Origin of the sequence: Haloferax sulfurifontis ATCC BAA-897 (assembly GCF_000337835.1) — an archaeon.
In the GTDB taxonomy this organism is placed as follows: Archaea; Halobacteriota; Halobacteria; order Halobacteriales; family Haloferacaceae; genus Haloferax; species Haloferax denitrificans.
Window position 1 is genome coordinate 1 of sequence record NZ_AOLM01000028.1, and the last position, 21,647, is coordinate 21,647.

Annotated in this window: 20 protein-coding genes and 2 CRISPR repeat arrays; of the genes, 15 read left to right on the forward strand and 5 right to left on the reverse strand. The window is 66.4% G+C overall.

All coding sequences use genetic code 11. The annotated features are described in order from the left end of the window. Positions 1–51 precede the first annotated feature (51 nt). A CRISPR array of direct repeats spans positions 52–1,003; the repeat unit is 30 nt; unit sequence GTTTCAGACGAACCCTTGTTGGGTTGAAGT. A gap of 103 nt (positions 1,004–1,106) precedes the next feature. Beyond that, positions 1,107–1,731: a CRISPR direct-repeat array (repeat unit 30 nt; unit sequence GTTTCAGACGAACCCTTGTTGGGTTGAAGT). A gap of 103 nt (positions 1,732–1,834) precedes the next feature. Both C441_RS17035 and C441_RS17040 read right to left on the reverse strand, forming a co-directional pair. Next, positions 1,835–2,893, reverse strand: a complete 1,059-nt coding sequence (locus C441_RS17035) for a glycosyltransferase family 4 protein (protein ID WP_007276204.1) — start codon at positions 2,891–2,893, stop codon at positions 1,835–1,837. A 182-nt stretch (positions 2,894–3,075) separates the two neighbouring features. Then, complete coding sequence (locus C441_RS17040; protein WP_007276205.1) at positions 3,076–4,155, reverse strand: DUF354 domain-containing protein; 1,080 nt, start codon at positions 4,153–4,155, stop codon at positions 3,076–3,078. Positions 4,156–4,630: 475 nt separating this feature from the next. Between C441_RS17040 and C441_RS17045 the strand changes: the two genes are divergently transcribed. The 10 genes from C441_RS17045 (at position 4,631) to C441_RS17090 (ending at position 15,560) form a co-directional block, all read left to right on the forward strand. Then, positions 4,631–5,218 carry a metal-dependent hydrolase gene (locus tag C441_RS17045; RefSeq protein WP_004967751.1) on the forward strand — a complete coding sequence of 196 codons (588 nt, stop codon included), beginning with the start codon at positions 4,631–4,633 and terminating at the stop codon, positions 5,216–5,218. A gap of 182 nt (positions 5,219–5,400) precedes the next feature. After that, positions 5,401–5,976 (forward strand): acyltransferase, encoded by a 576-nt coding sequence (locus C441_RS17050; RefSeq protein ID WP_007276206.1) that lies wholly within the window; start codon positions 5,401–5,403, stop codon positions 5,974–5,976. After that, positions 5,973–7,076, forward strand: a complete 1,104-nt coding sequence (locus C441_RS17055) for a DegT/DnrJ/EryC1/StrS family aminotransferase (protein ID WP_007276207.1) — start codon at positions 5,973–5,975, stop codon at positions 7,074–7,076. The genes C441_RS17050 and C441_RS17055 overlap by 4 nt, the downstream gene beginning before the upstream one ends. After that, positions 7,073–8,140 (forward strand): Gfo/Idh/MocA family protein, encoded by a 1,068-nt coding sequence (locus tag C441_RS17060; RefSeq protein ID WP_007276208.1) that lies wholly within the window; start codon positions 7,073–7,075, stop codon positions 8,138–8,140. The genes C441_RS17055 and C441_RS17060 overlap by 4 nt, the downstream gene beginning before the upstream one ends. Continuing rightward, on the forward strand, positions 8,137–9,567 hold the full coding sequence (locus C441_RS17065) for a nucleotide sugar dehydrogenase (RefSeq protein WP_007276209.1): 1,431 nt from the start codon (positions 8,137–8,139) through the stop codon (positions 9,565–9,567). Before C441_RS17060 ends, C441_RS17065 begins: the two co-directional genes overlap by 4 nt. Beyond that, the gene (wecB, locus tag C441_RS17070) at positions 9,564–10,649 is read left to right on the forward strand and encodes a non-hydrolyzing UDP-N-acetylglucosamine 2-epimerase (protein WP_007276210.1); all 1,086 of its coding nucleotides are present in this window, start codon (positions 9,564–9,566) and stop codon (positions 10,647–10,649) included. The genes C441_RS17065 and wecB overlap by 4 nt, the downstream gene beginning before the upstream one ends. 37 nt (positions 10,650–10,686) lie before the next feature. Next, positions 10,687–11,652, forward strand: a complete 966-nt coding sequence (locus tag C441_RS17075; RefSeq protein ID WP_007276211.1) for a polysaccharide deacetylase family protein — start codon at positions 10,687–10,689, stop codon at positions 11,650–11,652. A gap of 96 nt (positions 11,653–11,748) precedes the next feature. After that, complete coding sequence (locus C441_RS17080) at positions 11,749–13,062, forward strand: hypothetical protein (RefSeq protein WP_007276212.1); 1,314 nt, start codon at positions 11,749–11,751, stop codon at positions 13,060–13,062. A 295-nt stretch (positions 13,063–13,357) separates the two neighbouring features. Then, positions 13,358–14,446, forward strand: a complete 1,089-nt coding sequence (locus tag C441_RS17085; RefSeq protein WP_007276213.1) for a lipid II:glycine glycyltransferase FemX — start codon at positions 13,358–13,360, stop codon at positions 14,444–14,446. Between the two features lie 76 nt (positions 14,447–14,522). Further along, complete coding sequence (locus C441_RS17090; RefSeq protein WP_007276214.1) at positions 14,523–15,560, forward strand: lipid II:glycine glycyltransferase FemX; 1,038 nt, start codon at positions 14,523–14,525, stop codon at positions 15,558–15,560. Between the two features lie 39 nt (positions 15,561–15,599). Here the strand turns inward: C441_RS17090 and C441_RS17095 are convergent, their stop codons facing one another. Continuing rightward, on the reverse strand, positions 15,600–15,896 hold the full coding sequence (locus C441_RS17095; RefSeq protein WP_007276215.1) for a winged helix-turn-helix domain-containing protein: 297 nt from the start codon (positions 15,894–15,896) through the stop codon (positions 15,600–15,602). Beyond that, positions 15,893–16,171 carry a hypothetical protein gene (locus tag C441_RS19745; protein WP_161618827.1) on the reverse strand — a complete coding sequence of 93 codons (279 nt, stop codon included), beginning with the start codon at positions 16,169–16,171 and terminating at the stop codon, positions 15,893–15,895. The genes C441_RS17095 and C441_RS19745 overlap by 4 nt, the downstream gene beginning before the upstream one ends. Before the next feature lie 165 nt (positions 16,172–16,336). Here C441_RS19745 and C441_RS17100 point away from each other — a divergent pair, with 165 nt between their 5' ends. Continuing rightward, positions 16,337–17,263: a DUF6920 family protein gene (locus tag C441_RS17100; protein ID WP_007276216.1), complete on the forward strand. Its 927-nt coding sequence runs from the start codon at positions 16,337–16,339 to the stop codon at positions 17,261–17,263. Positions 17,264–17,293: 30 nt separating this feature from the next. Next, entirely contained in the window at positions 17,294–18,169 is an 876-nt protein-coding gene (surE, locus tag C441_RS17105; RefSeq protein ID WP_007276217.1) for a 5'/3'-nucleotidase SurE, read from the forward strand. Positions 18,170–18,195: 26 nt separating this feature from the next. Here surE and C441_RS17110 read toward each other — a convergent pair whose 3' ends face one another. Further along, on the reverse strand, positions 18,196–18,600 hold the full coding sequence (locus C441_RS17110) for a CBS domain-containing protein (protein ID WP_004967766.1): 405 nt from the start codon (positions 18,598–18,600) through the stop codon (positions 18,196–18,198). A gap of 185 nt (positions 18,601–18,785) precedes the next feature. Here C441_RS17110 and msrA point away from each other — a divergent pair, with 185 nt between their 5' ends. The 3 genes from msrA to C441_RS17125 all read left to right on the forward strand — a co-directional run bounded on the left by msrA (position 18,786) and on the right by C441_RS17125 (position 21,404). Further along, positions 18,786–19,319, forward strand: a complete 534-nt coding sequence (msrA, locus tag C441_RS17115) for a peptide-methionine (S)-S-oxide reductase MsrA (RefSeq protein ID WP_007276218.1) — start codon at positions 18,786–18,788, stop codon at positions 19,317–19,319. Between the two features lie 686 nt (positions 19,320–20,005). Continuing rightward, positions 20,006–20,830, forward strand: coding sequence for a ParA family protein (locus tag C441_RS17120; protein ID WP_007276219.1), 825 nt, complete (start codon positions 20,006–20,008; stop codon positions 20,828–20,830). Then, the gene (locus tag C441_RS17125; RefSeq protein WP_007276220.1) at positions 20,823–21,404 is read left to right on the forward strand and encodes a hypothetical protein; all 582 of its coding nucleotides are present in this window, start codon (positions 20,823–20,825) and stop codon (positions 21,402–21,404) included. Before C441_RS17120 ends, C441_RS17125 begins: the two co-directional genes overlap by 8 nt. The last annotated feature ends 243 nt before the right edge of the window (positions 21,405–21,647 follow it).

Sequence of the window (21,647 nt, forward strand, 5' to 3'; positions counted from 1 at the left end):
TTGTTGGGTTGAAGTGATCCGGAGCTGACCGTCGACGAGCACCGCGACCTCGTTTCAGACGAACCCTTGTTGGGTTGAAGTCGCTCGGCCGCGAGGTCCGACAGGACGCCAGCGGTGTGTTTCAGACGAACCCTTGTTGGGTTGAAGTGAGTTGCTCGCCTTCGGCGTTGAGGCCGCCCGTGTGTTTCAGACGAACCCTTGTTGGGTTGAAGTGACGTGTCGTGAACGGGAACGTTGTGACGCTCGCAGTTTCAGACGAACCCTTGTTGGGTTGAAGTTGCTCGCGCGACGGCGTCTCGAACTCGGACCCGCCAGTTTCAGACGAACCCTTGTTGGGTTGAAGTTCATGTCACTCACGCAGACCACACAGAGTGCCGACCGTTTCAGACGAACCCTTGTTGGGTTGAAGTCTGGAGCGATGCTCGCAGCGACGACCGGACGTTCTTGTTTCAGACGAACCCTTGTTGGGTTGAAGTGCGTCACCGCTGGGAGCCGTGGTGGTAGTCTGGCTGGTTTCAGACGAACCCTTGTTGGGTTGAAGTTGAGCGAGGTTGATGCCTTCGAGGACCTCGACCGCGTTTCAGACGAACCCTTGTTGGGTTGAAGTAGGATCTCCAGTTCGAGGCCGGTGGCGGTCTCGACAGTTTCAGACGAACCCTTGTTGGGTTGAAGTTGCGGCTGGCCACTGGGAAGCCGTCGAGATCGAAGGTTTCAGACGAACCCTTGTTGGGTTGAAGTGACTGACCGCGCGGCGAACGTCATCGGCACCTGCGTTGTTTCAGACGAACCCTTGTTGGGTTGAAGTATCACGGAGGACTAACATGAGCGAAGCCACCACGAGTTTCAGACGAACCCTTGTTGGGTTGAAGTCTCCCACGTCTCCGACGGTACGAACCGGTACACGTGTTTCAGACGAACCCTTGTTGGGTTGAAGTGACTACCTCGTCGCTGACCTCCTCGACGTCACGGGCGGTTTCAGACGAACCCTTGTTGGGTTGAAGTCCATTGCGACACGAGCTTTATGGGCGTGGTCATCGGCGTTTCAGACGAACCCCTTGTTGGGTTGAAGTTTTGATGCTCAACTCCGAGTCGCTTCTGTAACTCAAGTTTCAGACGAACCCTTGTTGGGTTGAAGTTGTTATCCGACCTAACGCTTCGTAACGGAGTGAGCAAGTTTCAGACGAACCCTTGTTGGGTTGAAGTGGACAACACGCTCTACGAGGTACTGGAGCGCGATAGTTTCAGACGAACCCTTGTTGGGTTGAAGTACGGTCGGGTCGCCGCGGCCGGTCTCAACCAATCCGAGTTTCAGACGAACCCTTGTTGGGTTGAAGTACGGAAGACAACACAAACGAGGAGCTCAAGATCAAGGTTTCAGACGAACCCTTGTTGGGTTGAAGTCGCCTCTGTCTTGGGACTCCCCAAGCCGGGCGGCGGCGTTTCAGACGAACCCTTGTTGGGTTGAAGTCCGTAATTCGGACGCCCGAACATCGTCCCGATGAACGGTTTCAGACGAACCCTTGTTGGGTTGAAGTAGTTGCGTGACCGTCCCACTATCAACACGCTGGAGTTTCAGACGAACCCTTGTTGGGTTGAAGTCTGGTTACTCTCGTCGTGGCGTTCGCTGCGTCCGATAGTTTCAGACGAACCCTTGTTGGGTTGAAGGCCCGGCCACCAACTCCCGAAGGAAATCAAGCACTATTTTCAGACGAACCCTTGTGGGATTGAAGCGTCAGCTGAGCTACCGTCCGCTTGAACCGAGCGCGACTCAAACAATCGGGGCGGTCGACGGTCAGCGGCGAAAAAACCGACGCGAAAGAAACAGACCCCGACGCTACGCCGCCTCGGCGTACATCGCCACCAGCTCGTCCGCGTTCGACTGCCACGAGTAGCGCTCTTCGATGGCCGCCCGGTTCGTCCGACCCATGCGGACGGCTTCCTCGGGGTCGGAGACGAGTCGCGCGAGCGCCCGCGCCAGTTCCTCGGCGTCGCCGGGCGTGACGAGAATCCCGCGGTCGTCGGTGATGACCTCGGGGATACTGCCGACGGGCGTGGTCACGATGGCGTTTCCGCCGGCCATGCCTTCGAGCATGGCGATGGGAAGCCCCTCGGCGTAGGTCGGGAGGACGAACACGGTGCCGCGGCTGAGGAGGTCGCGCTTGTCTTCCTCGGAGAGGAAGCCGAGGTACGAGACGTTGTCGTGGGCGGCGGCGACCGCCTCGGCGCGGTCGGCGTGGGGGCCGCGGCCGCCGATGCTCACTTCGAAGTCGAGCCCCGGCGTCGATTCGAGTCTCTCGACGGCGTCGAGGAACTCGCGGATTCCCTTGCGCTCGATGAGGTTCGAGACGAAGACGAGGTGGACGGGGTCGGTCGGGTACGTCGGGTCGTACTCCGCGGGTTCGACGGCGTTGGCCATGACGTGGACCTTCTCCTCGCCGGCGAGGCGGGAGACGAGGCCGCGCCAGTACTCCGAGAGGACGACCACGTCGTCGACGGCGTCGAAGACGAGCGACTGGAGTCGGCGGACGACCCGCGAGTCGGTGGCGAGGAAGTCGTCGAACGACGAGCCGTGGATGTGGAAGACGACGGGGACGCCCCAGACGTACTTCGAGAACAGGGCGAAGAACGCCGCGCGGTAGAACGAGTAGGTGTGCGACGAGTGGACGTGGACGATGTCCGGGCGTCGCTGGAAGGGAAACAGCGCGATTGCGACGAGCGACGAAAGGAGCATTCGCGCGGCGAGTTCGAGTCCCTCGCCCTTCGGCGCGGTGTAGCGCGTGTAGACGCGCACGTCCATCCGGTCTTCGAGGTAGCGGCGCTGTTCGGTGATGTATCGGTCGATGCCGCCGGTGCCTTTCGGGCCGACGATGAGGAGTGTTTGCTTGGGCTTCATGTGTTGGTTTTCGGGTCGTGGTCGGGAATCGCGGGCCGGGGAATCGCGGCTTCCGAGTCGCGGGACGCGTCGAGGCGGGCGCGCGCTCGCGCCGGTCGATACGCGAAAATTGGGCGGTTCGGCGGTTAGTTATGGGTCGATTGACCGTCTTCGGGGGAGAGGGGAGTGCCGAGCGGCATCGACTACGCCGGCACGGTGTGTCGCGTCAGCGAGTCGACCCTCTCGACGGAGCCGTAGTTCAGCGCCACCTGGACGATGACGTCGGTGAGGTTGACTTTGTCCGCGAGGAACGCGTCGCGCTTGTCGGCCCAGCGGGCCTTCGCGCCGTCGTCGGCGAGGAGTTCCTCGGCGCGGGCCATCACGTCGTCGAACGACTTGAGGTTGGAGATGAGCCCCTGCCGTTCGAGTTCGACGAAGTTGCCCATGTCGTCGTCGCCGACGAAGGAGTTCGACCGGATGGCGGGCGTCCCGAGGAGCGCCGCCTCGGTCACCATGGTCTGGGTGTCGGCGACGAGCAGGCTCGCCTCGGCGAGCACGTCGTGGACGAGCGCGGGGTGGAAGTCGAACGGCCGGGTGTCGAGGTCGCCGTCGCGGCGCTCCTCGCTCTCGTCGAGGACGAAGACGGTCGCGCGCTCGCCCAGCATCTCGATGAGTTCGCGGCGGCGCTCGGGGGTAAAGCCGCCGTGGCCCACGTCGTGGTGCGAGCCGAACGCGTTGAACCGGACGACGACGAACTGCTCGTCGGGGTCGAGGCCGAGTTCGGCCCGGATATCGACCGAGGGCTCGTACACGTCGGGGTGGAGATACGCCGTCTCTTTGAACCCGCGGAACTGGTAGTGGTTGTCCGCGAGGTCCTTCCCGAAGGTGTGGGGCGTCAGAATCGCCTTGGCGAACGGTCGGGAGACGACGTGGTCCAGCGAGGTCGGCTCGGAGTCGAGGAGAAGGACCACGGGCGTCCGCGAGACGGCCCCCGCGTGGGCCGCGTAGCCGCCCATCCCGAAGATGAGGTCGGGCTTGAACCGCCGCACGGCCCGGAAGATGTTGACGTAGTGGAACGGGAGCGACTTGAAAAGCGAGTACTTGGTCGTCCCGCAGGAGCCGTAAATCTCGTGCGGGAGGTCGTAGTATTCGAGGAGGTCTTTGGTACAGCCGTAGTCGCGGCCGAGGACGAGCACGTCGTGGCCCATCGCCTGAAGCTCTCTGACGGCGTACTTGTAGAGGTGCACGTGCGCGGGCGTGTTGGTGAAGAACAGGTATCGCATACTCTCTGGCGATTCCACGCGCCCCGCGAGAGTAGTTATACGGCGTCTACCCGACTCGTTCGGTCGAATCGACGCCCGTTCCCGGCCGCGAAAATCGCCCCGGAGCCGTTACGGTCGCCATAACAAAACCCGGACGAGCACTCGGGTTCCCTGACCGGGCGCTCGCGCGCCGTTTCGCCTACCTCCGCACCCGACGCGGACAGAACATCCGCACCCGACGCGGACAGAACATCCGCACCCGACGCGGGAGGACGTCTCACCCTCCACGACCGACCGCGACGCGCCCCACAAACCAGATGTCCCAGACGCCTATCCCCACACTCACCCCGCGACGACGGCCCGCCGACACGGACGCGACGACGCGGGGTCACTCGACCGGAGCGACGAGCCACCGACACGCGACGGCGGCTCGACCGACCGCAACGATGGCTCGACTGACCGCAACGACGAGCCGACCGACCGGGAGCGACCGCTGATGTTCCCGTGGGAACACGCCGCCGTCGGCTACATCCTCGTCTCGCTGTGGGCGCGGGTGACCGGCCGGAAACTCGATGGCTGGGCCGCGCTGGCGGTGCTCGTCGGAACGCAGTTCCCCGACCTCGTCGACAAGCCGCTGGCGTGGTCGTTCGGCGTCCTCCCGAGCGGTATCTCGATGGCGCACTCGATTCTCGTCTCGGTTCCGTTCTCGATAGTCGTCGTGGCCGTCGCGCGGCGCTACGGGGCGACGACGGTCGGGGTCGCGTTCGCCCTCGGCTACCTCTCGCACATCCCCGCGGACCTGCTGTACAACGGCTTTTTCTTCGGGAACTACGACGTGATTCGGGCGTTCCTCTGGCCGCTGTCCCACGGGAGCGAGTCGTCGATGGGCGGCTTCTTCGCCCAGACGTGGTTCTACCTGCGGCGCTTCGTCGTGTTCCTCCGCCGGCCCGAGGCGTGGATTCTGGTCGCGTTCGAACTCGCGTTGCTCGGGAGCGCCGTCTGGCTCTGGCTCGGCGACGGCGCGCCCGGCGTGGGGCTTCTCAAGCGGTCCGTGACCGGAATCCGCCGCGGCGTTACGAAGTGACTGCGACCGGAATCCGGGCGGCAATCACTCCATAACAAAGCCCTCACCGAGACTGAATTTCGCTAAGGCAGGCAGACTCCCCGCCGACATGATATGAGATTCCAAATTTTCCAGTCGACCCGGCCGACCGCCGAGTCGACACGGACGGCCGACGGAGCGCGACCGACGCGAGGTGGAAGCAGATGAGCGCCGAGGTGGGCGTCGAGTCCCACGTCGACGACGGCGTCACCATCGGCTACGGCGACGGCGACGACCCGGTCATCGGCGACCGGGCGCGAATCCGCGCCGGCACCATCGTCTACGACGACGTGACCATCGGCGACGACTTCGTCACCGGCCACAACGTCCTCGTCCGCGAGCACACGACCATCGGCGACCAGGTGCTCCTCGGGACCGAGACGGTCGTCGACGGCACCACGACCATCGGGTCGCGCGTGAGCATCCAGACGAACGTCTACATCCCCACCAACACCCGCATCGGCGACGACGTGTTCGTCGGGCCGGGCGTGGTGATGACGAACGACCCCTATCCGGTCCGCACCGACGCGGAACTGGTCGGGCCGATAATCGAGAACCACGCCTCAATCGGCGCGAACGCGACGCTCCTCCCCGGCGTGACCGTCGGCGAGGGCGCGTTCGTCGCCGCGGGCGCGCTCGTCGTGAACGACGTGCCGCCGCGGACCCTCGCCGTGGGCGTCCCCGCCGTCCACCGCGACCTTCCGGAACAACTGCGGGGAGAAAACAGGATACGACGATGAGTTCAGACCACATCCCCATCGCCGCGCCCCAGCTCGGCGCGGCCGAACGGGACCGAGTTGCCGCCGTCCTCGAAAGCGGCATGATAGCCGACGGCCCCGAGGTTCGGGGCTTCGAACGGGAGTTCGCCGACTACTGCGGGGCCGACCACGGCGTCGCCACCTCGAACGGGACGACGGCACTCCACGCCGCGCTCCACGCGCTCGGCGTCGGCCCCGGCGACCGCGTCCTGACGACGCCCTTCACGTTCATCGCGACGGCCAACGCCGTCGCCTTCGCGGGCGCGGAGGTGGACTTCGTCGACATCGACCCGCGGACGTACAACATCGACCCCGACGCGCTCGAAGCGCGACTCAGAGCCGGCGAACGGGTGGACGCGGTCATCGCGGTCCATCTCTACGGCCTCCCGGCGGACATGACCCGACTCGCGGAACTCGCCGAGGAGTACGACTTCCTGCTCGTCGAGGACGCCGCGCAGGCCCACGGCGCGGACGTCGAGGGGCGGCGCGTCGGCTCCCTCGGCGACGCCGCGTGCTTCTCGTTCTACCCGACGAAGAACATGACCACGAGCGAGGGCGGCATGATTACGACCACCCGCGCGGACGTCGCCGAGCGCGCCGCCCGGTTCGTGGACCACGGCCGCGTCTCCGGCTACGAGCACGCCGAGGTCGGCCACAACTTCCGCATGACGAGCATCGCCGCGGCCATCGGCCGGGTCCAGCTCGAACGCCTCCCCGAGTTCACTCGCGCGAGACAGGCCAACGCCGCCGCGCTCACCGAGTACCTCGAAGACTCGCCGGTCACGACGCCCTACACGCCGCCGGACCGAACTCACGTCTTCCACCAGTACACCGTCGCATGCGACGGTATCGAGCGCGACGCCCTCAAGTCGTATCTCGACGCGAAGGGCATCGCCACGGGCGTCTACTACCCGAAGCCCGTCCACGAGCAACCCGCGTACGAACACCTCGCGGTGTCGGCCCCCGTCGCTGAGGAAGCCGCGGAACGGGTGCTGTCGCTCCCGGTCCATCCCGGACTCAGCGAGGCCGACGTGGAGCGCGTCGGGACTGCGGTCGCCAACTACGCGGAGGTGGCGAGGTGAGCCGAGAACCCGCCGGACTCCGCACCGACGGCGGCCGCGAGCGCCCGGTCCGCGCAGGCGTCATCGGCGTCGGGTCGATGGGGACCAACCACGCGCGAGTGTACGCGGAGCTTCGCGGCGTCGAACTGGTCGGCGTCGCCGACGCGGACGTAGACCGCGCCGCAGAGGTCGCCGCCGACTTCGGCACCGACGCGTACGGCATCGAGGACCTGCTCGACCGCGTGGACGTGGTGACGGTCGCGGTGCCGACGCCCTACCACGCGTCGGTCGCCCGGCAGTGCATCGACGCCGGCGTCCACGCGCTCGTCGAGAAGCCCTTCGTCGACGACCTCGACGCGGGCGCGGAGTTGGCCGCGCTCGCCGCAGAGCGCGGCGTCGTGCTCCAAGTGGGCCACATCGAGCGGTTCAACCCGGCCGTCCGCGCCCTGCCCGACCTCCTCGACGGCGTCGACCCCATCGCCATCACCGCGAACCGGCTCGGCCCGCCGCTGAACCGCGAGATGGGCGACGGCGTCGTCATGGACCTCATGATTCACGACATCGACGTGGTGCTGTCGCTGGTGGGCGCGGAGGTCGACCGCGTGGCCGCGACCGCCACGCCCGACGAGCAGTACGCGACGGCGCAGTTGACCTTCGAGAACGGCGTCATCGCCTCGCTCACGGCGAGTCGGCTCACCCAGCAGAAGACGCGGACGCTCGATATCACCGCGCGCGACCGACTCATCCGGGTCGACTACCTGAACCAGTCTGTCCAGATTTTCCGCCAGTCGCGGCCGGACTACCTCCGGGACAACGGGGGCGTCCGCTACCGCCACGAGGTGGTCATGGAACAGCCGATGATTTCCACCGGCGAGCCGCTGAAGCGCGAGCTACAGGCGTTCGTCGACGCCGCCACCGACGGCGGCCCGGTCCTCGTCTCGCCGGCCGACGGCCTGCGCGCCATCGACCTCGCCCGGCGCATCGAGGCCGACGCCGAATCGACGGTTCGGAGCGTCGAGACCGCTGAGAACGCGGAGGCTGCGGAGACCGCGGAGACCACGGACTCCTCGGAGGGCCGGCAATGAGCCGCGAGCGACCCGGGCTGTACGGCTCCGACCGCTCGCCCGACGAACAGACGCGGGCCCTGCGCGCCGGCGAGGTCCCCGTCGCGGTGTACGGCCTCGGCAAGATGGGCCTCCCGCTGGCGGCCGTCTACGCCCGCGCGACGGGCAACGTCACCGGCGTCGACATCAGCGAGGACGTGGTCCGCGGCGTCAACGACGGCGAGTGCCACGTGGCGAAGGAACCGGGACTGCCCGAACTAGTCGCCGAGCAAGCCGAACGCGGCGCGCTCCGGGCGACCACCGACGGCGTCGCCGCGGCCGAATCCGCGGCGATTCACGTCATCATCGTCCCGACCCCGCTGACCGACGACCGCGAGCCCGACCTCGCGGCGTTCGAGGCCGTCCTCGACAGCATCGCGCAGGGACTCGCTCCCGGCGACCTCGTCGTCGTCGAGTGCACCGTCCCGCCGGGGACGAGCAAAGACCTCGTGGTCCCGTACCTCGCGGACCGAAGCGGCCTCTCGGCCGGCGAGTTCGGCGTGGCGTTCTGCCCCGAACGGACCTCGTCGGGCCGGGCGCTCCGCGACATCACCGAGTCGCACCCGAAAATCGTCGGCGGCGTCGACGCCGAGAGCACCCGCGTCGCGGCGCTCGTCTACGGCGAGCTAACCTCGAACGAGGTGATTCCCGTGCGCGACGCGACGACCGCGGAGGCCGTGAAGCTGTTCGAGGGCGTCTACCGCGACGTGAACATCGCGCTCGCCAACGAACTCGCGCGGCTCCGCGACGACCTCGGCATCGACGTGGCCGAGGCCATCGACGCGGCCAACACCCAGCCGTACTGCGACATCCACGCGCCCGGCCCGGGCGTCGGCGGCCACTGCATCCCGTGGTACCCGTACTTCATCACGAGCCGAGTCGAGGCCGAGACGCCCCTGCTCCTGACCGCCCGCGAGGTCAACGACAGCATGCCGGCGTTCACCGCCGACAAGCTCCGCGACGAGTTGGCCGCGGCGGGCCGAGAGATTCGGGGCGCGACCGTCGCCGTCCTCGGCGTCACCTACCGCCCCGGCGTCGCCGAGACGCGCGCGACGCCCGCCGCGGGCGTCATCGACCGGCTGAACGAACTCGGCGCGACCGTCCTCGCGGTCGACCCGATGCTCTCCGACGAGGTGGTCGCCTCGTTCGGTGCGACCCCCGTCTCGCTCGCCGACCTGCCGGCCCGCGCTATCGACGCGGCCGTGGTCGTCACGCCGCACGAGGAGTTCGACGACATCGACTGGGCCGCCTTCGACGACCTCGTCGTCGTCGACGGCCGCGGCACCCTCGGCGACATCGGCCACCGCGTGTACGAAATCGGCGGCGGACCGCGGGGCGAGTCGTCGGCCGACGCCGACGCCGGCCCCGAGGTGGCGGCCGACGCGCCGCACGGAGGGCCGAACCGATGAGCCGCCTCAAGGTGCTCTCGGTCGTCGGCGCGCGCCCGCAGTTCATCAAGGCGTTCCCCGTCTCCGACGCGCTCAGACGCGACCACGACGAGGTGCTCGTCCACACCGGCCAGCACTACGACGAGTCGATGTCGGGCGTGTTCTTCGACGAACTCGACATCCCGGAACCGGACTACAACCTCGGCGTCGGCTCGGGCGGCCACGCCGCCCAGACCGCCGAGATGATGACCCGGCTGGACGCCGTCGTCGCCGACGAGGCCCCCGACGTGGTGCTCGTCTACGGCGACACCAACTCCACGCTCGCGGCGGCGCTCGTGGCCGCGAAGCGCGACCCCGCGCTGGCGCACGTCGAGGCCGGCCTGCGGAGCCACAACTGGGAGATGCCCGAAGAGGTCAACCGCGTGCTCACCGACCACTGCTCGGACCTGCTTTTCGCGCCCTCCGAGTCTGCCGCCGAGACGCTGGCGGCCGAGGGCATCCGCGACGGCGTCTCCGTGACCGGCGACGTGCAGTACGACGCCGTCCTCCGGGTCCGCGAGGCCGCCCGCGAGCGGTCGACGATACTCGACGGACTCGACCTCCGAGACGGCGAGTACGTCCTCGCGACGGTCCACCGCGCCGCCAACACCGACGACCGCGGCCGCCTCGAAGGCATCGTGGAGGGGCTGGCGTCGTCGGAGCTTCCGGTCGTCTTCCCGGTCCACCCGCGGACCGAGGGGGCGCTCGAAGCAAGCGGCCTCTGGTCGCGGCTCGCCGACGCCGAGAACGTCGTCCTCGTGGAGCCGGTCGGCTACCTCGATTTCGTCCGCCTGCTCGACGGCGCGGAGCGCGTCGCCACCGACTCCGGCGGCGTCCAGAAGGAGGCGTTCTACCTCGACACCCGGTGTCTCACGCTCCGCGACGAGACCGAGTGGACCGAGACCGTCGACGCCGGCTGGAACACCCTCGTCGGCGCGGACGCGACCGCGATTCGAGCGGCGCTGGCCGACGACGACCCGCTCCCGGAGAAGCCCTCGCTGTACGGCGACGGGAGCGCCGCCGAGCGAATCGTCGCCGCGCTCTCGGAGTACGAGCATGCGTGAGAGGAAGGAAGATGCGGATGCGCGAGATGACTTCCGTGTGACCGCCGGAGAGCCGAGCGAGTCCGGCGAACCCGGCCCCGGCTTCGCGGTCTGTCTGACCCACGACGTGGACCGCCCGTACAAGACGTATCAGGGGCTGTACTACGCGGCGAAGTCGAATCCGGGCTACCACCTCCGGACGCTCCTCCGGCGGGAGAACCCCTACTGGCAGTTCGAGGACATCATGGCGCTGGAACGCGACCTCGGCGTGCGCTCGTCGTTCTACTTCCTCAACGAGCCGAGCCTCCTCGAAACGGGGTCGCTGTCGGACTGGCTCGAACCGAAGAACTGGGTCGAACACCTCGGACGGTACGACCTCGATTCGGCGTCGATAGCCGACGCCGTCCGCGACCTCGACGGGGGCGGCTGGGAGGTCGGCATCCACGGCTCGTTCCGGTCGTGCGACGACTTCGACCGCCTCCGGACCGAAAAGCGCGAACTCGAAGCGGTGCTCGGCCACGAGGTCGTCGGCGGCCGCCAGCACCACCTCAAACTCGGGCCGAACACGTGGCGCTACCACCGCGAACTCGGCTTAAAATACGACGCCAGTCCCGGGTCGAGTTCGGAAAACGGCTTCCAGCACGGCTACCGGCCGTTCAGACCCTTCGGCGACGACTTCGTCGTCTTCCCGCTGACGCTGATGGAAGTGTCGCTTCCCGACCCCGGGTCGGCGTTCGACGAGGCGTGGGCCGAATGCGAGCGCCTCCTGGACGAGGCCGAGGCGAACGACGCCGTGATGACGGTGCTGTGGCACCCGCGGTACTTCAACGAAGACGAGTTCCCCGGCTATCGCCGGCTCTACCGCCGCATCGTCGAGCGGGCGCTCGACCGCGGCGCGTGGGTCGGCCCCGTCGCCGACTACTACCGGACGTTCCTGGCCGAGCGCGATTCCGGTGAGGAATCGAGCGAGACGGAGACCGAAAGCGCGACCGCCGGCGGCGCGGGTCGCTCGCCGTCGCCGTAGAATCCGGCGTCGTCGGTCGGTATCGGCCCCATAACAAAGCCGCCAGCGGGCTTCCTCTCGGACAGCCAATACCCCTCAGAGAGGCTATTCTGTATCATGAATCCATCACCGAAGCAGTATCACCGCGACGGCGACGCCGACACGGAGCGACTCCAACGGTACGTCGACGTGCTCGACGACGTGCTCGACTACGCCCGCGAACGCGACTACAAGGGCTGGGACTACGGCGACGGCATGAGTAGCAGACTCTTGCTTTCGGTCCCCATCGACAACCGCTGGTTCAACCTCGCGGTCCAGGAGTTCATCAAGCGCTCGCCCGTCAACGTCCGCCCGCTGTTCCTCGTCGAACAGCGCCGGAACTTCAAGGGCATCACGCTGTTCGCCATGGCGAACCGGACCCGCGCCCAGTTGGCCGAGTGGTTCGACGGCGACCGCCCGGCGGAGACGTACCGCGACGACGCGGCGGCGCTGACGGAGTGGCTCGTCGAGAACCAGGCGAAGGGCTACAGCGGCTTCGCCGGCAGTCACCGCCACGTCATCCAGCACATCTCCGGTCGCAACGGCCCGCGGTCGGGGATTCCCCACTCGCCGAACATCGTCTCGACGTCCTACGGCGTCAAGGCGCTCCTCGCCGGCCGGGAGTTCGACCCGGACTACCCGGACATCGCCAAGACCGCCGTGGACGTGATGCTCGAGGACCTCAACTACCGGCCGAAGGACGACGGCGCGGTCATGGACTACTACCTCTCGCACCCGAAGGACAGCTACACGCTCAACGCGCTGGCCATCGGGGCGCGGCTGTTCGTCGAGCTGTACGACCACTTCGGCGACGAGGAACTGCTCGAACGCGCCGAGAAGGTGTACGACTTCGTCGCGTCGAAGCAGACCGACCGCGGCGGCTGGTACTACCGCGAGCCCGCGAGCGCCTCGCACCTCTCGATGGACAACCACCACAACGGCTTCATCGTCGAGTGCTTCCAACGCTACGAGCAGGTCGTCGGCAGTGGCCGGTACGACGAGACGCTCGAACGCGGCCTCGACTTCTACGCCCGCGAGCTGTTCGACGAGGACGGCGCGCCGAACTTCGACGAGGAAAACCCCTACCCGCGTGACATCCACGCGACGGCGCAGGGCATCCTCGTGTTCACCTACGCGGGGCAGTACGACCGCGCCGAGCGCGCCATCGACTGGGCGCTGGCGAACATGTACGTCCCGTCGGAGGGTCGGTTCTACTTCCGCAAACACCGCTTTTACACCAAGCGCATGACGCTCATGCGGTGGTGTCAGGCGTGGATGGCCTACGCCATCGCCGAGTACGTCGCCACCAGAATCGCCGGGGAACCGACCCACGGCTACGGCATCGACGCCGACGGTATCGAGCGCCTACGGGCGGCGGCAGAGACTCCCTGAACGGCGGGCAGGCCGGCGCGAACGCCGGCTAGTCGCTTCATAACAAATCCCCGTCCTCCCGTCACAGTAGTTCGAGAATGTCTTTTCGAATGATACACGCCGACGCGGCCCGACCGGACCGCGGGTCGATTTACGGGGCCGCCGCGTCGGCCGGGGAATCAGCTGATTTCGGGCTGTTCGAGCGGTTTGAACGGGGAATCGGAAGCAGTCGAGTCGAGCGAGACGGTCGGGCCAGCCCCGCACCGTGTTGTCGAGGGTCACGGACGCAGTACGAACACCTGACGGCCCCCAGCCCATGACCATCGAAATCGCCGAGTTCGACCACCGCGACCGCGACGAGTGGGACACGTACGTCGAGCGGTCGAGTCAGGCCAGCCTCTTTCACCAGTACGAGGCGCTTCGGCTCCAGGCGAAGTACTCGAACTCGAAGCTCCACCTGCTGGTCGGCTACAAGACCGAAGAGCCGGTCGGCCTGTTCCCCGTCTTCGAGATTCGAAAGGGGCTGGTCAAGACGGCGTTCTCGCCGCCGCCGCACATCGGCGTCCCCTATCTCGGACCGGTGATGCTCGACGCCGGCAACATCAAGAGCCGCAAGTTCGAGCGCCGCCGCAACCAGTTCATCGACGGCTGTACCGAGTGGATAGGCGAACACATCGGTCCCAACTACACGCACGTCCGCGTGGGCGACTACTACACCGACATGCGGACGTTCCTCTGGGGCGGCTGTGACGTGTCGCCGAAGTACACCTACAACGTCGACCTGACCCGCGGCGAGGAGGACCTCCTCATGTCGTTCAGCCGGAGCGCCCGGCGGAACATCCGCGACGGGCGAAAGCTCGTCTCGGGAATCGAGGAGGGCGACCGCGACGACATCTGTTCGATTCTCACGCTGGTCGAAAACCGCTACGAGGAACAGGACATGTCGTTCGACGTGCCGCCGCAGTTCGTCATGGACCTGTACGACTCGCTCCCGGCGGGGCAGGTCCGCCCCTACGTCTTCCGGTACGACGGAACGTTCGTGAGCGGGATTCTCGTCCTCCAGTACGGGGACACGCTCTACCGCTGGCTCGGCGGCGTCCGCCCCCAGCGGGACTTCGGCATCGACGTCAACGACCTGCTGGACTGGCGCATCATGCGCGACGGGATGGACGCCGGGATGCGCCGCTACGACCTCGTCGGCGCGAACAACCGCCGGCTCAACCGCTACAAGAGCAAGTACAACCCCGAACTCGTCACGTTCTACCAAATCGAACACGGCGCGCTCCCGGTCAGAACCATCGCGCACCTGTACAAGAGCCGACTCGGCCCCGGCATCGAGATGCTGTCCCGGGGAAACGGGACGAGCTTCCCGTCGCGGCTCGTCTCGGGGTTCCTCCACCGATGACGACCCGCCCGCCGCGCCGACCGACGCACCGACCGATGCACCGACCGACGACCACCCAACCACACGACCACGACACATGTCACAACTCCGTATCGAACCCCTGAGCCTCGACGAGTGGGGAGCCGCGCTCCCCCCGTCGGGAACCGAAGTCTTCCACACCCCCGCAGTGCTCGCCGCAATCGACGAGCACTTCGACGGCGAAATGCACCTATTCGGCGTCTTCAAGGGCCAAGAGCCTGTCGCGCTGTTCCCGACGTTCGTCCGCCGGAACCCCCTCGGACGGGTCGTCGTCTCCCCGCCGCCGTCGATGGCGATTCCATACATCGGCCCGGTGATGATGCCGAACAGCCCGAAACAGAGCGCCTACGAGTCGGTGAACCGCGAGTTCGCCGACCTCGTGGTCGAGGAACTCGGCATCCGCTCGAACCGGACGTTCGTCCGCCTGCTCTGCTCGCCGGCGTATCTCGACCCCCGCCCGTTCGAGTGGACCGGCTTCGCGGTCAAGCCCTCCTTTACCTACCGGCTCGACCTCGACGGGCGCTCGCTCGACGAGATACAGGCCCAGTTCAGTAGCAGTCTCCGCCGCGAGATTCGGCAGGCCAGCGACCTCGACATCACCATCGCGGACGAGGGGCTCGACGGCGCTCGCGTCGTCTACGACGACGTGGTCTCGCGGTACGACGAGCAGGACGAACCGTTCGGGATGCCGTGGGAGTTCGTCGAGTCGCTGGTCGAGAACCTCGGCGACCGGTGTCGGGTGTACGTCGCCCGCGACCCCGACGGCGAGTACCTCAGCGGGATGATCGTCCCCTTCTCCGCCGAGGTGGGCTACTTCTGGCTCGGCGGCGCGCGCGGGGAGTACGACGGCGTCAGCATCAACAGCCTGCTCCACTGGACCATCATCGAAGACATCGTCGAAGACGAGGCGCTCGCGTCTGTCACGAAGTACGACCTCGTCGGCGCGAACACGGAGCGGCTCTGCAACTACAAATCGAAGTTCGGCGGCGAGCTCGTCCCGTACTACGTCGTCGAGTCGACCGGCGTCGGGATGAACCTCGCCAAGCGGACCTACCAGCTCCTGAGCAAGGGGTCCGAGCGAATCGCCACGAAGTGAGTCGTCCGGGTCGGCTCATCGGCCGCGAGACGACCGCAGTCACGCCATCTGCTGTGTTTGGATGACGTGCCAGATGTTCTCGGCGTCGTCGGTGATGCCGTACACCCGCCCTTTTCGGCGCTGTTCCGGGACGAGGAGTTCCACGAGCGAGCGGTCTCTGAGTTCCTGGAGCGCCCGCGAGACGTGGGCGACCGCGCTCTCCGAATCGGTGGCGATCTGCGTCGGCGTCGCCGGGCCCTCGGAGAGCCGCTCAAGCACGGAGACGCGGTAGCGAGAGCTGATGACGAAGCCCACGTCGTCCCACGGCACGTCGTCGCCCCCGTCGACGGAGCTCACGCAACGCCCACCTCGCTCGCGGAGACGGGTCGGAGCGCAATCGAGTCGGAGCGTTCTCTCGGGGCCGTTCGGCGGCGAGCGGAGACGGCGGCCCGGTGGCGGCGGTCCGTATCGCCCGCGGCGGTCGCGGCGGTCGCGGCGGTCGCGGCGGTCGGCGACGGGAGGACCACCGACGGTGGCGGAGACGTATCTTCCGAAAACAGGCGCATTAACGGGAGATTAACCGCGATGTCGGCGGGTGCCCGGCGTGCCGGCCGCATCGGTTCGGTGCGCATTCGTTCGTTAGTACGAACTTAATTACATAAAGTCGTCGTTTGAATTATATTCACGCGTTCGTGAGAGTCTCGGATGTTTGAACGTCTCGTTGACAGGAGTTTGGTCGATACCGACTCGCGAGAACGACGACGAGGCTCATATCCGTCTCACTCGTATCGGCCGGTATGGAACGGAATCGAACGCTCGGACGACTCGGCATCGCGGTTGCCGGCGGCGCACTCGCCGTCGGCGTTCTCCTCGCCGCAGTCCGGGTCCTGACCGACGACACGGCCGCCCGACTGCTGGATACGCTCCGGCGGGAGCGCGCCGAATCGGCCTCGGACGTCGCCGGGACGGGGGCTGACACACCGGATACCACCGACCTTCCCGCCCCAGTCCGGCGGTATCTCGAACGCGTGCTTCCCGACAAACCTCCGCTCGTTCGGTCGGTTCGGCTCCGTCAGACGGGCGAGTTCAGACTCGGCGACGCGGACTCGCCGTGGAAGCCGATGACGGCGACCCAGCACTACACGGTCGACCCGCCGGGGTTCGTCTGGGACGCCCGAATCGACCTCGTGCCGTTCCTGTCGGTTCGAGTCGCCGACGCGTTCGTCGGTGGCGCGGGGACGCTCGAAGCGACGCTCTTCTCGGTGGTCACCGTCGCGGACGCCCCGCGGTCGCCCGAGTTGGACGAGGGCGAACTCTCCCGATACCTCGCCGAGATGGTCTGGTTTCCGACCGCGTTTCTCCCCGGCCACGGCGTCAGCTGGGAGCCGAGAGACGACCGTTCGGCCCGCGCGACGCTCTCCCACGGCGGGTCGACCGCGACCGTCGTGTTCCACTTCGACGAGATCGACGAGATAGCGCGGGTCACCGCGGACCGGTGGCGCGAGACGGGGCACGGCGAGTACGAGCGGCGTCCGTGGACGGGACGGTTCCGCGACTACCGCGAAGTGAACGGGATTCGGGTCCCCGCGGCGGCCGAAGTGGCGTGGACCCTCCCGACGGGCGACCTGCCGTACTGGCGGGCGACCATCGACGACGTGGAGTACGACCCGTTTGCGACGGCGGGACGGGAGTCGGCGACGCCGTCGGCTCAGAATCCGGAATAGCTACGGCGACCGGCGGAAATTCACGACCCGATGACCGACTCCCCGTCTCCGCTTCGAATCCTCCTCACCAACGACGACGGCATCGACGCGCCCGGCATCGCCGCCATGCGCGAGGAACTCAGCGCCGTCGGCGACGTGACCGTCGTCGCGCCCGCCGAGAACCAAAGCGGGGTCGGCCGCGCCAGAAACGAACGCGCGGTCCGCCGCGACCACCCGTGGGGGTACGCCCTCGAAGGCACCCCCGCGGACTGCGTCGCCTACGGCCTTCGCGGCCTCGACGCGGACTTCGATATCGTCGTCTCCGGTATCAACGACGGCCCGAACGCGGGCAACTACGTCGTCGGCCGGTCGGGCACCGTCGGCGCGGGCGTCGAGGCCGCGTTCCTCGGGACGCCGGCCATCGCCGTCTCCAGCTACCACGCGCGGGACTTCTTCTGCCACCCGCCCGAGGAGTACGACTTCTCCCGCCCGGCGCGAGTCGCCCGCGCCCTGACCGAGCGCGTCTTCGGCACCGACGTGTTCGACGAGGTCGACCTCCTGAACGTCAACGCCCCGGCAGACGTGCCGAGCCCCCGGATGCGCGTGACCCGACCCTTCGCGGACTACGACCAGCAGGTCGACCACCACGCCGACGCCGCCGCGCTCCCGGACGGCGACCGCGAACACGACCTCGACGACGGCGAAGTCTACGTCCGACTGCAGGACATCTCGTGGCCGGACGCCGTCGGCTTCGAGAACCCGTTCCCGCTCGACGACGAACACCGCGACCGCTATCCGGTCGGGAGCGACCGCCGCGCGATGGTCGACGGCGAGGTGAGTGTCTCGCCCCTCGCGGTCCACCACGGCCACGCGACGGACCCGCGGCTGGCGAGCATCGTCGAGAGCCTCTCCGAGCAGGTGGAGTAGCGCGGAGTCAGGCAGAAGAGACTGCGTTACGACCGCGCCAACTGTCCGGTCTGCGAGAGGTACGCGGCGAGGTCCGACGTGGCTATCATCCCGATGACGCCTTCCTCCTCGTCGACGACGGGCATGTGGTGAAAGCCGTGTTCGGTCATCGACTCCGCGACGGAGAGAATGGAGTCCTGTGCGCCCGCGGTAATCACGTCGGTGGTCATGTACCGCTCGACGGTCGTCTGCGCTTTCGGCTGGCTCTTGGCGACGATGTCGACGAAGTCGGTCGTCGTCAGGATGCCTTCGAGCCGGTTGTCCTCGTCGACGACGATGACCGAACTGATGTTGTTGTCGAGAATCAACTGCGCCGCGTCTTCGACGAGCGTGTCTGGGGTGACCGTGTGGAGGTTCGTGGACATGAGCCTCGCGACGAATACGTCTTCCATGGTAATTGCTGACAGACAGAGCGGATAAATGTTGGCTTCGCGTACAGTTTGGTCGGGAAAACTCGCGTACGTGTCCGGGACTCGCTCGTCAACCACCGCTGGGTTCGCGGTCGTCGGCGAGGGCGGGCCCCGGCCGCGACTGCCCCCGCCGCGGGGCTTAATTCCTCGGCGGCGTAACCGGGGCTATGGGAAGCACACAGACTGCGACGTTCGGCGGCGGCTGTTTCTGGTGCGTCGAGGCCGCGTTCAAGGAACTCGACGGCATCAGCGAGGTCACGTCGGGCTACGCCGGCGGCGAGACGGAGAACCCGAGCTACGAACAGGTCTGTTCGGGGAACACCGGCCACGCCGAAGTCGTGCAGGTCGAGTACGACCGCGCAGTCGTCGGCTACGACGAACTGCTCGACGTGTTTTTCGCGGTCCACGACCCGACGCAACTCAACCGACAGGGGCCGGACGTGGGGACGCAGTACCGCTCTATCGTCCTGTTCCACGACGACGAACAGGAGCGGCAGGCGTCGGCCTACATCGAGGCGCTCGACGAGGAGTACGACGACGACGTCGTCACGGAGTTGGTCCCGCTGGGGACGTTCTACGAGGCCGAAGAGTACCACCAGGACTACTTCGAGAAGAACCCCAACGACGCGTACTGCCAGTTCCACGCGAGCCCGAAAGTCGAGAAGGTCCGCGAGAAGTTCGCCGACAAACTCGCCAACTGAGTCGGACGCGACCGCCGAGAGGTACACCACTATGTCCGCAGTATCCTCGGTCGAGCGACACTGAATACCCATTTTCTTCGGTGCCGGGCGAATCGGATACCGGCCGGCGACGACGTCCGAACAGTGGAAACCGGACGGACTGTGAGGGCGGCGCGGACAGTCAACGCAGTCTCGACAGTCAGAGCAGTTCAGACGGCGCGAACAGCGGAGGCAGTCGAAACCGCCCACGCGGCGTGCACCGCTCGCGAGGTTCGCACGGTTCCCGAGTTTTAGAATCCACAGACATTCTGCAAATTGTAGAAATTGTGGAATCTATAGACGGTCTGTACCGCGAGAGATTCGTGCACTGCGAGAACATCAAAGAGTTCTGACGATGTTCGAGAATCGGACACGTCGAACGAAGCGGAGACTGTTCAGGTCGGAACGGAGACGAGTCACTGGGCGTGAATAGGCGGTTTTACAATTTTTAGAAATTTTGAAAATTATAGAATGTATAGAATGTAGAAGCAGTCCTAACGGTTCAAAAGTCGTGGATAAAATTATGTGGCACGCCGCGGAAGGTCAGTTCGAGCCCTCAAATGTCCGCACAGCTCGCAATTCAAACGGAGTTTGCACCGCTCAGACAGCAGACACAGCGTACACTGTGTACAATTTGTGGAAATCGCTCCTCGACGGGGGGCCGATAAGTGTCGCGAGCCGTGAGCGTCTCCCTCCAGAAGGGAGGGGTTGGAAAGACGACGATTGCCATCAACCTCGCGGACGCGCTCGCCGCGCGGGGCAACGACGTGCTGTTGGTCGACCTCGACCAGCAGGGGAACGCGACCGAGGGCGTCGGACTGAAAGACGCCTACGAGTCGTCGGAGCCGAACATCGGCGACGTGCTGACCGACGACGACCCCATCGACGTACACGAGGTGATACGCGACCGCGAGAGCTTCGACGTGCTTCCCTCGCACGTCGACCTCGACGACATCGAAGACCGCGTTCGGAACTCGACGTTCGGCGTGCTCTGGGTCCGCCGCCGAATCGTCGACCCGCTTCTCGGCGACGACTACGACTACATCGTCATCGACTCGCCACCGAGCCTCGGCCCGCTGTCCGACGCGGCGCTCATCGGGACCGGGAACGTCGTCGTCCCGCTCCTCATGAGCGAACCGAGCGTGAGCGGCTTCGAGCGGATGTTCGAACAGCAGATCGGGCCGATTCGCCGCGAGGTCGACCTCGACATCCTCGCCATCGTCCCGAACGACCTCACGGGGAACAACGAGGAAAAACGCATCATCCGCGACCTCGAAGACTCCCCCTTCGAGCGGTTCATCCCGCCGTTCGCCCACTCGGACCTGTTCGACGACCCCGACTCGAAGGGACCGGGAATCAGACACCGAATCGCGTTCAGTCGCGCCTGGCGCGACGGGAAGACGCTCCGGGAGTACGACCCGTCGAACGACATGTTGGACCGACTCGACCAGCTCGCGGAAATCGTCGAGCGCGGAGGGACGAACGATGCCTAAGGAGAACCGATTCGCCGGCCTCGGCGAGGCGATGGAATCTGAGTCAGAGTCCGACGACGAGGAGATTCCGGACGAAACCGCGTCCGACGCGCCCGAGACGTCAGATGCCGAACCGGTGGTCGAGTCTGAGACCGCGGACGAATCCGAGTCGGAAGGCGCGAGCGAGGAATCGGATGGCGGCGACGAGAAGCAGGGTGACGGCGAAAGTGACGAAGGCGAAGAGCCAGACGAAAGCGACGAACTAGGCGAAAGCGAGAAACTCGACGAGGCCAAGGAAGCGGCCGAGTCGGACACGGGAGAAGAGAGCGCAGTCGCCGACGAGACGAAACAAGCGACGAAAGCGGAGGGCGGCCCGGCGTTCGAGTTCGAGGCGACGACCGCAAAGAGCATCTACGTCCGAACCGCGACGCTCGACCGACTGGACGACGCCGAGTTCGAAGTCGAGTCGCTCCTCCGCCGGGAACACGACGTGCGCGACCTGACCGGCCGCGAGTTCCACGACGCACTCGTCCGCGTCGCCGCCGAGTACCCCGAGGAAATCGCCGACGCCGTCCTCGAAACCCGCGACGAGTGACGCGCGGCGGCCCAGCGAGCGAGACGGGTAAACGGGGAACGGTTCGGGGCAACGATTCCGCGCGCGAAGAGCGCGAGGAAGGAAAGCCGAGTAGCTGTTCGAACACCCGAAGAACAGCGGACAACGTGGTGTTCCAGACGGGAGGCTCCGACCGAGTATCGGGACAGTCGGTGACGAGTGAGTTCGGAGCTGAGACGAACGACAGTCGAACACCGTCGCGTCCGCTGTTGTCGCAAACGCGAT